The organism is Metasolibacillus sp. (genome assembly GCF_025291715.1).
Classification (GTDB): Bacteria; Bacillota; Bacilli; order Bacillales_A; family Planococcaceae; genus Metasolibacillus; species Metasolibacillus louembei.
Genome location: NZ_JAMBIZ010000042.1, coordinates 15,114 through 30,347, shown reverse-complemented (window position 1 = coordinate 30,347; position 15,234 = coordinate 15,114). Strand labels below are relative to the sequence as shown.

13 protein-coding genes are annotated in these 15,234 nt (G+C 36.5%); 2 read left to right on the top strand and 11 right to left on the bottom strand.

Annotation, left to right across the window (positions count from 1 at the left end; translation table 11 throughout):
• Window positions 1-65: 65 nt before the first annotated feature.
• Window positions 66-599 carry a hypothetical protein gene (locus M3Z76_RS18145; RefSeq protein ID WP_293929517.1) on the bottom strand — a complete coding sequence of 178 codons (534 nt, stop codon included), beginning with the start codon at window positions 597-599 and terminating at the stop codon, window positions 66-68.
• A 198-nt stretch (window positions 600-797) separates the two neighbouring features.
• On the bottom strand, window positions 798-2,924 hold the full coding sequence (locus M3Z76_RS18140) for an ATP-dependent Clp protease ATP-binding subunit (protein WP_293929518.1): 2,127 nt from the start codon (window positions 2,922-2,924) through the stop codon (window positions 798-800).
• Between the two features lie 238 nt (window positions 2,925-3,162).
• Here M3Z76_RS18140 and M3Z76_RS18135 point away from each other — a divergent pair, with 238 nt between their 5' ends.
• Window positions 3,163-3,855 (top strand): Crp/Fnr family transcriptional regulator, encoded by a 693-nt coding sequence (locus M3Z76_RS18135; RefSeq protein ID WP_293929519.1) that lies wholly within the window; start codon window positions 3,163-3,165, stop codon window positions 3,853-3,855.
• A gap of 49 nt (window positions 3,856-3,904) precedes the next feature.
• Here the strand turns inward: M3Z76_RS18135 and M3Z76_RS18130 are convergent, their stop codons facing one another.
• Window positions 3,905-4,219, bottom strand: a complete 315-nt coding sequence (locus tag M3Z76_RS18130; protein ID WP_483310187.1) for a metal-sulfur cluster assembly factor — start codon at window positions 4,217-4,219, stop codon at window positions 3,905-3,907.
• Between the two features lie 49 nt (window positions 4,220-4,268).
• Window positions 4,269-5,021: a prolyl oligopeptidase family serine peptidase gene (locus tag M3Z76_RS18125; protein ID WP_293929520.1), complete on the bottom strand. Its 753-nt coding sequence runs from the start codon at window positions 5,019-5,021 to the stop codon at window positions 4,269-4,271.
• 182 nt (window positions 5,022-5,203) lie between these two features.
• Here M3Z76_RS18125 and M3Z76_RS18120 point away from each other — a divergent pair, with 182 nt between their 5' ends.
• Window positions 5,204-6,010, top strand: coding sequence for a Cof-type HAD-IIB family hydrolase (locus M3Z76_RS18120; protein ID WP_293929521.1), 807 nt, complete (start codon window positions 5,204-5,206; stop codon window positions 6,008-6,010).
• Window positions 6,011-6,443: 433 nt separating this feature from the next.
• Here the strand turns inward: M3Z76_RS18120 and M3Z76_RS18115 are convergent, their stop codons facing one another.
• From M3Z76_RS18115 to M3Z76_RS18085, 7 genes are all read right to left on the bottom strand, one after another.
• Window positions 6,444-8,285: an oligopeptide ABC transporter substrate-binding protein gene (locus M3Z76_RS18115; protein WP_293929522.1), complete on the bottom strand. Its 1,842-nt coding sequence runs from the start codon at window positions 8,283-8,285 to the stop codon at window positions 6,444-6,446.
• A gap of 366 nt (window positions 8,286-8,651) precedes the next feature.
• Window positions 8,652-9,557, bottom strand: a complete 906-nt coding sequence (locus M3Z76_RS18110) for an ABC transporter permease (protein WP_293929523.1) — start codon at window positions 9,555-9,557, stop codon at window positions 8,652-8,654.
• Window positions 9,558-9,589: 32 nt separating this feature from the next.
• Window positions 9,590-10,552 carry an oligopeptide ABC transporter permease gene (gene opp4B / locus M3Z76_RS18105; protein WP_293929524.1) on the bottom strand — a complete coding sequence of 321 codons (963 nt, stop codon included), beginning with the start codon at window positions 10,550-10,552 and terminating at the stop codon, window positions 9,590-9,592.
• A gap of 1 nt (window position 10,553) precedes the next feature.
• Window positions 10,554-11,504 carry an ATP-binding cassette domain-containing protein gene (locus M3Z76_RS18100; RefSeq protein WP_293929525.1) on the bottom strand — a complete coding sequence of 317 codons (951 nt, stop codon included), beginning with the start codon at window positions 11,502-11,504 and terminating at the stop codon, window positions 10,554-10,556.
• The gene (locus M3Z76_RS18095) at window positions 11,504-12,514 is read right to left on the bottom strand and encodes an ABC transporter ATP-binding protein (protein WP_293929526.1); all 1,011 of its coding nucleotides are present in this window, start codon (window positions 12,512-12,514) and stop codon (window positions 11,504-11,506) included. The genes M3Z76_RS18100 and M3Z76_RS18095 overlap by 1 nt, the downstream gene beginning before the upstream one ends.
• 715 nt (window positions 12,515-13,229) lie before the next feature.
• Window positions 13,230-14,699, bottom strand: coding sequence for an alpha-amylase family glycosyl hydrolase (locus M3Z76_RS18090; RefSeq protein ID WP_293929527.1), 1,470 nt, complete (start codon window positions 14,697-14,699; stop codon window positions 13,230-13,232).
• Window positions 14,700-14,850: 151 nt separating this feature from the next.
• The gene (locus M3Z76_RS18085) at window positions 14,851-15,219 is read right to left on the bottom strand and encodes a YisL family protein (RefSeq protein ID WP_293929528.1); all 369 of its coding nucleotides are present in this window, start codon (window positions 15,217-15,219) and stop codon (window positions 14,851-14,853) included.
• Window positions 15,220-15,234: the final 15 nt, after the last annotated feature.

Below are 15,234 nucleotides of genomic sequence, written 5' to 3'. Positions count from 1 at the left end.
ACAGGAAACTATTGAATTGGTGAAAAAGTGTTCAATTGAAATGAGCAAAAACTGTTAATTTTATTTTAGCGGTTACAGTCATAATCAACTTCTTTTTCACCTAACATAATAGGCTGCCCCTCTATCATTGAAAATTTACCATTATAAATATCTTTTAAATCAATGACATTCGATTTGTATTCCCCTACTGTTTCAATTGCCTTTTTTATCCCGCCTGATCTTATTCTAATAAGTTCTATTACTATAATTAGCATAAGTATTAGCGATACTATTTTATACGGGGAAAGAGATGCATATATTAACGATATACTACTATATAAAATTGATGATAGTAAAATCACTAAGTATATTGCATCGATTATGTTTATCGAAACAATTTTGAACGCGTCAAAAAAATGAAATTCTACTGCTGTTAATATAAAGAATAAAAACACTAACATTATCAAAATTACTGTGATTTTCATATCATATGCCAATAAAAACTTAGTAGGAAAATTTAAAATATCAATGATAAAAAGTGCTGATGTTAATAACATTGCATATTTAAAAATGAAAACCCAACTATAATATTTTTTTACCTCATCAAGATAAATTCTCATATCCTAATCTCCTTTCAAACAAATATAATTAATATTTTATCTACATCTTCAATTTATTTCCAATTTAAAATATTAACAACTATAAGCCAAAAACATTCCCTCTTCATAAGTATATTGTATAATTACGGAAAATCAAAAAAACAAGAATTGGAGTACAATTCTTGTCTCTTCAATCCTATTATTTAATTAATTGTACAGTTAGTTATGAAACTTCTCAATATGCACCGCACCATCAAGCAATGTTACTTCTAATGTATCCCCAGGCAATACATCACCTTGCAGCAACGCCTTTGCTACGGCCGTTTCAATATGGCGTTGTACGAAGCGTTTCAATGGACGTGCACCAAATTGTACGTCGACGCCTTGTTCTACAACCCACCGAACAACTGCATCATCCACATTCACAGTAATTTCCTGCTCTGCAATGCGTGCCTGTAGCTGGTGAACATATTTCCAAGCGATTGCATAAAAATGTTCATTCGTTAAAGCATGGAATGTAATAATATCATCAACACGATTCAATAGCTCTGGCTTGAAATGCTGACGAAGAGCTGTCATGACAAGCTCCTCAGCCTGTTCATTTGCTTCCAGTAAATAGCTTGAGCCAATATTTGATGTCATAATAATAACCGTATTGCTAAAGTTAACATTACGCCCTTGGCTATCCGTAATGCGTCCATCATCTAGCACTTGTAATAAAATATTCGCGACATCTGGATGTGCCTTTTCGATTTCATCTAAAAGTACGACCGCATATGGATTACGACGAACGGCTTCTGTTAACTGTCCGCCTTCCTCATAGCCAATATAGCCTGGAGGTGCACCAACAAGTCTCGAAACACTGTGCTTTTCCATATACTCACTCATATCAATGCGAATAAAGTGATCCTCTGAATCAAATAATTGTGCAGCTAATGCTTTGGCTAGCTCCGTTTTTCCAACACCTGTAGGTCCTAAAAATAAAAATGAACCTATTGGCTTTGTTGGGTCTTTAATACCTGCACGTGCACGCCATACAGCCTCTGTAACGAGCGTTACTGCATTGTCCTGCCCTACGACACGTTCATGTAAAACATCCTTTAAGCGCAGTAGCTTTTCACGCTCCCCCTCTACAAGCTTCGTTACAGGAATGCCTGTCCAACGTGCAACGATAGAGGCAATTTCATCTGCTGTTACTTCCTCACGTAATAGACGCGCCTCCTCATCATTTAAAGATGCTTCGAGCTCTGCTAATTCTTTTTCCAATGTTGGAATTTTACCGTGACGTAGCTCTGCTGCTTTGTTTAAATCATATTTGCTCTCCGCCTCTTCTAAATCACGACGATGTTTATCGAGCTGCTCACGTTTCTTTTGAATGGATTGCAAGCTCGCCTTTTCAGCTTCCCATTGTGTCATCATATCATTTGATGATGCTTTCAATTCAGCAATTTCATTCCTTAATGTTTCGAGGCGTTTTTTACTTGCCTCATCTTTTTCCTTCTGTAATGCTTGTTCCTCGATTTCAAGCTGCATCAAACGACGCTTTATCATATCGAGCTCCTGTGGCATTGAATCAATTTCTGTACGAATCATCGCACATGCCTCATCAATTAAATCAATCGCTTTATCTGGTAAAAAGCGTTCCGTAATATAACGATTTGATAATTCTGCCGCCGCAATAATCGCACGGTCATGAATGCGCACAGCATGGTGTAGCTCAAAGCGCTCCTTCAAGCCACGTAAAATTGATACAGTATCCTCGATAGAAGGCTCACGCACTAATACTTGCTGGAAGCGACGCTCTAATGCAGGGTCCTTCTCAATATACATACGGTACTCATCTAAAGTTGTTGCCCCAATGCAATGCAATTCACCGCGCGCTAGCATTGGCTTCAGCATATTTCCTGCATCCATTGCACCATCTGTTTTACCTGCGCCAACAATTGTATGAATTTCATCAATAAATAAAATGATGCGCCCTTCTGAATCCTTCACTTGCTTCAATACAGCCTTTAAGCGCTCCTCAAATTGTCCACGGTAGCTCGCACCTGCAATTAATGCACTCATATCTAGTTCATACAGCTCTGCATCCTTTAATCCTTCTGGCACATCTTTGCGTACAATACGCTGTGCTAACCCTTCAACGATAGCCGTCTTTCCGACACCTGGCTCTCCAATTAGTACCGGATTGTTTTTTGTTTTTCTTGTTAAGATGCGAATGACATTGCGAATTTCTTCATCTCGCCCAATAACAGGGTCCATTTTCCCCTTCTTCACTTCTTCGATTAAATTCCGCCCAAATTGTTCTAAAGGGGGACGATTATCTTCTGTTTGTTTAAATTGCATTAAATATCCCTCCAAAAAGTTTGACCTTTACTGACTAATTAAATTATAAGTCTTTAGAGAAAACTTTGCAAAAAAATACTCCACAACTGATGGAGCATAGTCTTCCTTCAATAAGAAAGTCATATTTTAATACAGAAGCTATATTTTCCTTATACATATTATGCTATTATAGCCTTAAACAATTTTTGAAAATGTCAGTCACAATTCCTACATCTATGTAAGAAAGGAGTGCATGTACATGTCTTTTCAAACAATCCCTACAGAGATTTTTCAGCTATTTGAAGAACATGGTTCATTAATAAAAATTGATAAAGGTCATCAGCTCTTTCAAGAAGGTGAAAAAGCACATCACATATTTTTAATTAAAAGCGGCATTATCCAGCTTAGTAAGGAAACCGAGCAAGGTAAGGAATTAACTTTACGTATTTGTGGTGATGGTGTCATCATTGGGGAAAGCTCGCCATTTTGTCAGCTTAACTATCATATGGTTAACGCTAGAGCATTGGAGACAGCCACATTATTATCACTTTCACATAACACGTTCGAATTGTTAGTAACAGAACATCCCAAATTAATGATGGAATATTTACAATGGGTGCAAATCGAGTCGATGAAACATCAAAGTCGCTTGCGCGATTTAATGCTTCATGGAAAAAAGGGAGCACTTTATTCAACATTAATTCGCCTAACTAATACGTATGGAGAAGTGCAAGAGGATGGTTCTATCTTTATCAATTTCACTTTAACGAACACTGAGTTAGCAAACCTATGTGCTACAAGCCGTGAATTGATTAATCGTATGCTCAATGATTTGAAAAAGCGCAACATCATTTCCTTTAACAAAAGTTATATTACGGTACATGATTTACAGTTTTTAAAGAATGAAATTAATTGTGAAAATTGTCCTTTAACGATTTGTCGAATCGATTAAAAAAGTCGATTTCACACCAATATTTTTGGTATGAAATCGACTTTTACATTTAGCGCACACCTAGCGCCATTTTTGCATAGCGTGTCATCATATCTTTTGACCACGCTGGTGTCCACACAATATTAACTTCCGTATCCTTTACTTCTGGTAGCTCACCTAAAGCTGTTTTCACTTGATCTACAATAACAGGGCCAAGTGGGCATCCCATAGAAGTTAACGTCATCGTCACCGTTGCTAAACCTTCTTCATTTAAATCCACATCATATACTAAGCCTAAGTTAATAATATCAATACCTAACTCAGGGTCAATTACATTTTCTAAAGCACCATACATGCTATCTTTCATATCTTGATCAATCGCCATTTCTCAACACTCCTTCCTTGTTACATTTTATGATAGCAGAACTCTAAGCTTATGCCAAATGCTGTGCAAGCCAGTCCGTTACGGCAAGCATCCCTGCTCTTGATACAGCATGCCCAGCTTTTTCATCTACCATGTAGGCAGAGCGCGAATTTTCTCCATGCTTTTCGAAATATGGATAGCTCATCTCAAATGGGACAACTTGATCTTGTTTGCCATGCCAAAAAATTGTTGGCACTCGCTGTAAAATATCCTCTTTATTTTCTAAATCATATGCTGCCAATGCCGTCATTGTATGGGCAAGCTCTTGCTCTGTAAGAGGCAGTTGCACACCAGCTTTTGCAAATTGAGCAAGCTGATGCTCAGCAAATTTTGTATAGCTTGTTGCCCCCATACAAACGCCAGCAGCCTGTATCCAATCATATTGACTTAAACAGCCTACTGTCACAATACCGCCCATTGAAGTACCTGCAATACCGATAGTGTTATTTGCTAATAAGCCTTTATTTTGAAGAGCTTTATCAATCGTTTCAACTTCTCCTACTGTACGTGTAACAATATCCCAAAATACAGGCTCTAGCTGCTGTGTGCTTGTATTCGGCTTTGCACGCTCCCCGTGTAAATGGGCATCAGGTAAAATGACACGTACCCCTTTCTCTACTAACTGATAAGCAAAATGTAAATTATGCTCCTTCGCACTTCCAAAGCCATGAATAAAGATGACGCTAGGGCTTTCTGTAGACATTTCTTTCGTATGCACATGCAATAATGGTATGTGCTCCCACACCTCACGTTGTACAATCACTGAACCTCACTCCTACAAACAATATTATATTTAGAGTAACAAAAATTGAATGATATGACAAAACTTTGACGTATAATAGCGAGACACAGTAAAATAGAATGAAACTTCAATCAGTGACATATACTGCTTGCTTGTTTTTAGCGTTTAGCTTTGTTGACGCTAATGAAAGGGGACTATCTTATATGAAGCAACATTTAATCGTCTTAGATCTAGACGGTACATTACTAACAGATCAACAACAAATCTCCACATATACAAAGGATGTTTTAATGAAAGCCCAGCAAGAGGGACATGCAGTCATGATTGCAACGGGTCGTCCTTATCGTGCGAGTGAAATTTATTATCGTGAGCTTGATTTAAAAACACCAATCGTTAATTTTAATGGTGCATTAGTACATCACCCAACGAATAGTGCTTGGCAGCAGCTTCATTCACCGCTTGCAATGAGCGTTGTACACGATGTTGTCGATTCAGTTGATAAATTTGATTATGAAAATTTAATCGCAGAAATAATGGATGATGTTTATTTGCATAATGAAGATGAAAAAATGATGCATATTTTAACGATGGGCAATCCACAAATTACAACAGGTAATTTAAAAACTCATTTATTGGAGGACCCTACTAGCTTACTTATTCAAGCGACAGATCAGCATATTACAACAATTCGTCAGCATTTAGAGGATGTCCATGCTGAATTAATTGAGCACCGTCGCTGGGGGGCACCATTCAATATTATTGAAGTTGTACGCAAAGGGTTAAGTAAAGCGGTTGGCATTTCTCGTATTGCCCATGAAATGCAAATTCCACGCGAGCGCATTATTGCTTTCGGTGATGAGGATAACGATTTAGAAATGATTGATTATGCAGGAATAGGTGTTGCAATGAACAATGGCATTGAACCATTAAAGAACATTGCTAATGAAATTACGCTATCCAATAATGAAGATGGCATCGGGAAGTTTTTAGCACAGCGTTTGAAGCTGTAACTGATGGAACGATGTTAACAACTTCCCTTGGGCTCATTCGTTTAACTATTAATGATGCGGAAGTATAAAGCAAAGCTAGAGAAATCAAAAATTCAATATTCTATTCCTAATTTGAGGGTATTAGATGAGGCTGAAAGGTATGAAGCCATTTCTTTTTATAAAGATAATATAAAGCTGACTATTGATGTTAAAGTTGCATTTCACGAACGATTTAGGTATCCATTAAAAATGGTATTGAAATTTATGCACGCTTTGCGCTACACATTGGAGTACGTTAGATACATCCTTGTACAGAACAAAATGATATTCAAACATATTTAGTGCTGACCTTTTCACAAACAAAATATTACTTATAATATATTTTTATGTAGTTAAATCAAAACCCCCCTCTCCCGCAAATGCAAGAGAGGGGGTTTTAGCCTTACACTAATTATTATTTAATTGGTGCATCAGCAGTTAATTCGATATCTTGAAGTTCCGTTGGGGTAGAATAGTCAATGCTATAATTTTTCACACGTTTATTAACAGGTGAAAGTTCTAAACGGTACATCATTGGAACGATTGGAGCTAATTCAGCAATTTCTTTTTCGAATGCCGCAAACTGTGCCGCACGGTAAGATGCATCGAATGCCTCTGGAGAATCCATGTTCAATAAAGTTTGTTGTAAGCTCTCAGATGTGTAGCGAGAGAAGTTATATTGAGCATTAAGTCCATATGTGCTAATTTGAGATGGGTTAGTACCTACACCCCATGCAGCCATAAAGATATCAATGTTCGGATCATCCGCTTGAACTCGGTCATAGAATGAGTTGAATTCAAGTGTACGGCCATCTGTGAATACTACATTTAAGCCAACTTCTTTCCAGTTTTGTAACCAGAATGCTGCAATTTGCTCAGCTACATCGTCACCTGACATTGTAGCAAATTTAATTTCAAGTGGTTTACCATCTTTATCTTCACGGAAGCCGTCGCCGTCAACATCTTTGAAGCCAGCGTCGTCTAATAATTGGTTTGCTTTTTCAGGATCGTATTTATATCCTTCTAATTCAGGATTGTAATATGATTTAAATACTGGTGGCATGATAGCATTTGCACGCTCACGTAAACCATCATAGAACACTTCTGTTACTTCTTCAACGTTTAATGCATAAGCCATAGCTTGACGTAAGTTTACGTCACCCATTTTAGAGTTTTCTAAATCTGTTACTACAGCTTTAGTTTCTGAATCCCATTTACCTAGTTTAAAGCCTAGGTATGAGTAGTAAAGCTCAGGGCGAGCTAAAATATCAATGTTTGTTAAGTTTTCGATTTCTGGATATTGCGCAGAACCGAATGATAATGCTAAGTCATATTCGCCAGCCTCTAAAGCTTTTGCGATAGAAGCAGGTGGTACTACTTTTACGATAACGCCATCTAATTTCGGCTTACCTTTCCAGTAGTGCTCATTTGCTTTGTATTGTACAGACTCACCAGGAACAATGCGATCAATTACGAAAGCACCAAGTGTAACTGGATTTTTACGAACTGCATCATGCTCTACTAAGTCCGCTACAGGAACATCACCAAGGATGTGGCTTGGCTCAGCATATGTCCAAAGACCATCACCACCAGAAGCTAATGCTGGAGAAATCTGTTTCATATGAATTTCTAAAGTTGTTTCATCAATCTTTTTCAGACCAGAAATTGTGTCTGCTGTACCATTATGATACTCTTCAACACCGATAATATTTTTTAGCTCTTCGCCATAACGAACACCTGTATAATCAGCGTGTGCGATAATTTCATATGGTAAAATTAAATCTTCGATTTTTAATGGCTCGCCATCAGACCATTTAACACCTTCACGAATTTTAATCGTTACAATGTTTGGTTCACCCTCTTTTTCTGCTGGCTTTGATTCCATGCTAGCAATACCTTCATCAGTAATTAAGAAGTCACCGTCAGTTTTGAAAAGAGAATTAGATGCGAATGATAATAAATCACCATCGTATGCATCTTCATATAATGCATATGAGAAGATACCTTGGAAAGGTGAATCCTTCTGCATTGCTACCATTAATGTACCGCCTTCAATAGGAGCACCTTCGTTTTCAACAGCTAATTGGAAACCATCTTCTTGCTCAGTATTTGTTCCTTCATTAGTCGTTGTGCCACCGTCAGTTTTATCTGTGTCAGTGCCTTTGCTTGCGTCTTCGTTTTTATCTCCGCCACATGCAGCTAATACGAACATTAGTGCAAATAACATTGCTAGAAGAGCCCAACGTTGTTTCTTCATTTTATTTCCTCCCTTTTTTGCCTCAGCTAGAAATTGTACCTATAAACACTAGCCATATTTATCAAAACACATTTATCAAATTGATAAACGCGATGGTACCAATCTTTTCTGTACCAAATGTATTAGCGCTAAAATGAAAGCGCTAGCAACAAGTACAAAACCATAACTACATTCTAGTAAATCTTTCAAAAAAAATCAATTTTCAGTTTTTTTTGAATATAATAAATTAATAGTTTATTCAAGAAGCACCTATTTAAAGTTACTACTTTCATATCTTAACTATTTTATATGCAAAAAGTCTAGTGTAATTTCATGAATTTTGAGAGAAATTTAGAAAATATTTTCTAAATTTCTCTCTTCATGCTATTAACCTAGGCGCTGCTTAGCATCTGCTGCACGACGTAAAGCTTGTCCAACATAGTTGATTGAAAGCATTAAAATTAAAATAAATAATGCTGCTGGTAGCCATACCCACCAATATGTTGACATAACTAACGGGTTATTTGCATATGCTACAAGTGTTCCTAATGAAGGCGTTGACGGTGGTAAACCGAAGCCTAAAAAAGTCAAACCTGTTTCAATCCCAATATTCCCTGCAAAGTTTAATGTTGCTTCAACAATTAAAATAGAACTAATATTTGGCATTACTTCCTTGAAAATAATAACAAAATCATTTGTACCAAGCGTTTTCGAAGCATTTACATAATCACGACGGCTTTCTGATAATGCTTTTGAACGTACGAGACGTGCAATACCAGTCCAACCGAATATACTCACAATGATAATAAACGTAAAAACTGTATACTTCGGTACAATTGTAATAAATACAATGATAATCATTAAAGATGGCAATGTGATGAAGAAGTCGATAATACGCATAAACATATTATCAATCCAGCCACCAAAATAACCACAGGCTAAACCGATAAAAATACCTGCTATACCTGTAATTAATGTAATCGCAATCGCAATTAATAACGAGTTTTTAGCCCCGATAATCAACTGTCCAAAAATATCACTACCACCAATATCTGCTCCAAGCCAATGAGCGGCACTCGGTGGTGCATATTTATCACGTAACGATACTTTCATGACCTCTGCTGGGTCGAAAAATAATGATGCGATAAAAACACCTGAAATCGTTAAAACCATCAAAACTAATGAAAACATCGCCACTTTATCTTTTAGAAACTCGCGCCATATTACTTGAAAGCCTGTTGGCGGAGCGCTGACGATTTCTTGTTCTTTTTTATTGTCTTTCTCTTTAACCACTTTTTTCACCTCTCCTTAACTTATTATTTTGTCTATTCAATCCTAATTCGTGGGTCAACAATACTCATAATAATATCGGATAATAGACTACCTAATAACGCTAAGAAGCCGTATAACATAACGAGTGCCGTGATAACACTATAGTCACGTGATGCAATAGACGAAATAAATAGTTGCCCCATACCTGGATATGCGAAAATTGTTTCAATGAAAATAGAACCGCCTAATAAGCCCGTAATTGTAAAACCAATAAATGCTGCAACTGGTAATAACGAGTTACGGAAAATATGTCGAGAATACACTTTACGTGCTGGCACACCTTTTGCTCGTGCTGTACGTACATAGTCCATGCCTTTTGCATCCACTACTTCTGTACGTAAATATTGGATAATTCCAACCGTTCCTAAAATCGCTGCTGTAAATGCAGGTAAAATCATATGATAGATTTTACTCATATAATAGCCAGCCGAGCCTGGCACTTCACGCACATCTACTGAGCCTGTTGTTGGGAACCAGTGTAATTGATAACCGAAGAAGTATAGCAAAATTAATGCTAATACGAATGTCGGTATGGCAAAGCTTACAAAACTATATAAAACTACCCCTCTGTCAAACCAGCTGTTATGGAAACGCCCTGCCAATACCCCTAATGGCACTGCGATTGCATAAAGCATTACAGCTGTTAATAACGATAACCAGAACGTATTTAACGCACGTTCACCGATTAATGTTGATACTTTTACTTTGTACGTATAACTGTTTCCAAACTCCCCTTGGAAAGCATTACCAACCCAACGCGCATATTGTTGATACCATGGATCATTCAAACCATTTATTTCACGCAATTCTTCAATACGTGCAGGATCTGTTTCAGGCGTAATTTTACCTGTAAATGGATCACCAGGCATGTTTTTCGCCATAATGAAAATTAATAAACTCAGCACAAATAATTGTGGAATCATAATTAAGAAACGTCTAATAATCGTTTTCCACATATTAATTGCCTCCCTTCAAAGCTGAAGAAGTTGCAGCGACAAAATGCGTGTCTGAAATTGGTGTTAAATCATACACTCGACCATTTTCATCGAAATACTGCTTATGCTCTACTTGATAGTTACGTTCTACTTCAATACGCTCACGTTTGCGCTCTTCACGTCCCATTGGTGAAACATCTGGAATTGCAGATAATAAGCGCTTTGTATAAATATGCTGTGGATTTTCATAAATATCATGCTTTGTACCAGACTCTACGAAACGTCCTTTATACATAATAGAAATATAGTCACACATATGCTTCACAACACCTAAGTCATGTGAAATAAATAAATAGCTTAAGCCATACTCTTCTTGTATATCTTTCATAAAGTTTAATACTTGTGCTTGTACAGATAAATCAAGTGCCGAAACTGGCTCATCCGCAATGATTAATTTAGGATTTGTCGCAATCGCACGTGCAATACCAAGACGTTGCTTTTGACCACCTGAAAATTCATGTGGATATTTTAATTTCGCATCTTCTGGCATACCAACAATCGCTAAAAGCTCATTGATTCTGCGGCTTTCCTCCTGAGGCGTTAGCTTCAAAAAGTTGCGAATTGGCTCTGCTAAAATATCTTGTACACGCTTTCTTGGATTCATACTTGAATGAGAATCTTGGAAAATCATTTGAATATCACGATTATAAGCCGACGTACGATCACGACGCTTGTTCGTTACATTTTCACCCTCATAAATAATAGATCCTGAAGAAATTTTTTCTAAGCCAATAATAGACTTACCTGTTGTTGACTTACCACAGCCTGATTCGCCAACTAAGCCATAAGCTTTTCCTTTTTCGAATTCCATTGAAATGCCATCAACAGCATATACGTTATCAATTACTGTATTAAAAAATCCACCGCGAATTGGGTAATGGACTTTTAAATCTTTTATTTGCATAAAGCTCATTATGCACGTCCTCCTTCTTCGCCTTTAAAGTAGAATTCCTTATAGCACGTACATCTTACAAAATGATTTGGTGCTACTTCGTGCAACACAGGGTCTTTCTCATGCGCACTTTCCGGAATCCAAGAAATACGTGGTGAGAAACGACATCCTTGACGTGGCAATTTCATTAAAGAAGGCACGATACCTTCGATAACATTTAGTTTTTTCCCATCCGAGTTCATTTGTGGAATTGAATTAAATAATGAACGCGTATATGGATGTTTCGGATTATTAAATAATTCCTCTACTGGTGCCTCTTCGATAATTTGACCGGCATACATAACAGCTACACGATCAGCTACTTCAGCTACAACACCTAAATCGTGTGTAATTAAGATAATACCTGAGCCTGTCTCTGCCTGTAAGTCTTTTAGTAAGTCCAAAATTTGAGCCTGGATTGTTACATCCAAAGCCGTTGTCGGTTCATCCGCAATAATAATTTGCGGCTTACAAGAAATCGCAATCGCAATAATAACACGCTGACGCATACCACCAGATAATTGGTGTGGGAATTGTCTTGCAACACGTTGTGGGTTTGGAATTCCAACTTGCGTTAATAGTTCGAAAACTCGAGCTACACGTTGTTCCTTTGTTAATTTAGTATGATAAATTAAACTTTCCTCAATCTGCTCCCCAATACGCATTAATGGATTTAATGCAGAAAGCGGATCCTGGAAAATCATTCCTATATCCATACCACGAACATCGTTGAACTCATCCTCGCTTAATTTTGCAAGATTTTTATTTTTAAATAAAATCTCACCTTGCACTCGCGTTTTATTATGGTCATGAAGTCCAATAATTGATGTGGCTAATGTACTTTTACCACAGCCTGATTCGCCAACAATCGCCAGGATTTCGTTTTTTCTTAACGTTAATGATACACCATCTACTGCATCGAAGTATGTATCCTTAATTCGAAAACCTGTATGTAAATCTTTAATTACTAAAAGCTCTTCTGACGTTTTCAAATTCTTTCTCCTTTCAAGCAACCAGTTGAGAATATTATGACAATTTATTATTCAGAAAAAATCAATTATTCAAAACTGTTCCCTCATTCTTGATAGTATAATATAAAAGCTGACTATACCGCTTCACATTATACTCTTTGTAAATCTTCAAAGTCAATATGTCCATCTTTAGCTATTCTGACATAACATGATTCTAAATTTAAATAATATTTTTGACAAGTCCTTTTTATTTTTTTCTTACTTTATCACTTTAAAGTGCTAGTTAATGCTTTTTATTCTGCATTATGCGCTATTTTTCTATCAATTTAGAGTGAAGAATAAATTATATCAAAATAATTATAATGTCCCTTCTTAGATATAAGAATATTCAAACAATTACTTTCTGAATTGACAATATCTGCGTTACATTGAATTTACATTCATTATGAATAACATACATATATGTAATATATGTAACATTAAGACTAGTTGAATAGTTATGAAGAAATAATATTTTCTTTTGTTAATTCGAAAGTCGAATTTTTATGTCTCTTTTGCTTATTTACTTTTATTTTATATAGAACAACAGTAGAAAATATGCCATATTTCGCATGTCGAACCAATAATTTAATATATTTTCGCTCTTTTTTTAAAAAATTTCATAAAAAAATTTTTTCTTTTTTCATAAAAAAACACCTTATCTATTCCTAAAAAAGGAATGATAAGGTATTTTTAACTATTGAATAGCATCCTTTGTGCTACGTTTTTGGCGACCACGCTTGATAATGACGGTAACAAAGGTAACAAATAACAGATAAACAATTCCTAATGCTACTAAATAAGGAATATTCCAGCCACGTTCATCAATAATTTGGTAAACGTCGGAAACTTCTCGGTCTAGCACAACAACATACTCATTATTTTTATTTTGCTTAACGATTTCATTGCTCAATACACCGCGTAGCTCTTTTCCTTCACCAATATCTTCTGCCTTCAAAATAATTTGCTTCGTTTTACTTGTATTGTTTGCAATAACTAGCCATTGCTCGTCTTCCAGCTTGCGTGTATAGGCAATTAAGCCATTATCATTTTCTACTAGTGCGAAATCACCTTGACGCATCGCAGCAGATTTATTTCGAATGCTTTGCAAATTACCGATGAAGTCAACGAGCTCTTCCTCTGTTTTAAAATTATAAATTTGATGTGCTTGCTCTCCTGCCTCACCATTCATCGCAATTTCTGTTCCATATTGCATTACTGGCACACCAGGCATAAACATCAATGGCAATATCGCCATCTTTAAGCGTGTAGGTGGGAACATTTTTTGCTCTGTTGCATCCAACACAAAGCGATCTGTTTGTAATGAATCAATCATTAATTGTGGTGCTGCCTCTTGATTTTCTAAGTAAGGTTCAACATCTTTCAGCAAATCAGCTGTTGATAAATCGACATTTTTAAACATATTGCGATATACTGATGCCGCATCTGCTGCAAATGCGGCATCAAAATTGGCTTCACTCGCTTCGTTTGAAATGACATATAGTGCGCTGTTTTGTGCTTTCAAGGAATCAATTAAACGATTTAAAAAGGCAGTGTCTGCGTCTGTAATATTCGTTAAACGGATACCTCCAAAATCATAGCTGTTGACAAATTGCATTAATGCTTCTTGTAAAGCAGCCTGCACTTCAGCATTTGCTAAATCCCATTGCACAAGCCCATTGTGCTCTGACTTAATCCATGCTTGTTTTGCTGAATCTTTCACCCATTCATGATTCACACTAACATTGGATAATGGGAAGTCCACCATGATTTCAATGCCTTCTTTATTGTAAGCTGAAATTAAATCTTTTAGCTCCTGCTCTGTACCAAAATGAGGCTCTAATTGCTCATAGCTTGTTGGTGTCCAACCATCATATGTTTCTGTCGTGAATACAGATCCAATCGAAGTAATTGTAAAGCCCATTTTTTTTATTGTTGCAAGTCGATCCACTAAGCCATTGAAATCACCGCCAGCAAATTGAGCAGCATCTTGTCGATCTACATTGATATCATTGCCTGCGTTTTTATTAAAATAACGGTCAACTAATACATCATATATACTTTCATCTGTAATCGTTCGTGTCTCCTTAGCATAGCTGACAGCTGATAATGGAGATATTATTAAAAATGCAGCGATTACTGCAGAAACCCATTTCATTATTTTCATTTGAAGTTCTCTCCTAGCTCACAATAGTTCATCGTCATTTTACCAAACTTCAGCACCCTTTATCTATGACAATCCTGTAAATTAAAACGAAATACGGCAAATACGTGAACAAAATAAAGGTGCAGAGACATATTGCTCTGCACCTTTTATTTTAGAAATTCATACCGATTCCCATTGATAGCCCTAAATAAAGTGTTACTAATAACACGATAGCAAACAATCCCCAGAACATCGTTGTAGATTTCCCTTTTGTTTTACGTACTAAAATCATCTCCATGAAGCCGATGACAAGTATGCCAAACAATACTTTCATATCATAAAACATATTGCTCTCCGCAACATTACCGCGCCATTCCATAAATAATGCGCCACCAGAAATAATAATTAAAATGTACATAACACGCAATGTCATATGTACGCCTTTGTTTGGCTTACTTGCTAATGCAGCAATGAAAAATAGTACAAGTGCAAGTACCCATGTCGTAATATGAAGATGCGTTGTGCTTGTTAAAAAACTCATTCGTATCCCACCTCA

Coding starts and splice junctions, on each gene's coding strand:
- M3Z76_RS18100 (WP_293929525.1), bottom strand. CDS start 11,504: ATGAGCTTTATGCAAATAAAAGATTTAAAAGTCCATTACCCAATTCGC.
- M3Z76_RS18120 (WP_293929521.1), top strand. CDS start 5,204: ATGAAGCAACATTTAATCGTCTTAGATCTAGACGGTACATTACTAACA.
- M3Z76_RS18140 (WP_293929518.1), bottom strand. CDS start 2,924: ATGCAATTTAAACAAACAGAAGATAATCGTCCCCCTTTAGAACAATTT.
- M3Z76_RS18135 (WP_293929519.1), top strand. CDS start 3,163: ATGTCTTTTCAAACAATCCCTACAGAGATTTTTCAGCTATTTGAAGAA.
- M3Z76_RS18115 (WP_293929522.1), bottom strand. CDS start 8,285: ATGAAGAAACAACGTTGGGCTCTTCTAGCAATGTTATTTGCACTAATG.
- M3Z76_RS18130 (WP_483310187.1), bottom strand. CDS start 4,219: ATGGCGATTGATCAAGATATGAAAGATAGCATGTATGGTGCTTTAGAA.
- opp4B (WP_293929524.1), bottom strand. CDS start 10,552: ATGTGGAAAACGATTATTAGACGTTTCTTAATTATGATTCCACAATTA.
- M3Z76_RS18085 (WP_293929528.1), bottom strand. CDS start 15,219: ATGAGTTTTTTAACAAGCACAACGCATCTTCATATTACGACATGGGTA.
- M3Z76_RS18090 (WP_293929527.1), bottom strand. CDS start 14,699: ATGAAAATAATGAAATGGGTTTCTGCAGTAATCGCTGCATTTTTAATA.
- M3Z76_RS18145 (WP_293929517.1), bottom strand. CDS start 599: ATGAGAATTTATCTTGATGAGGTAAAAAAATATTATAGTTGGGTTTTC.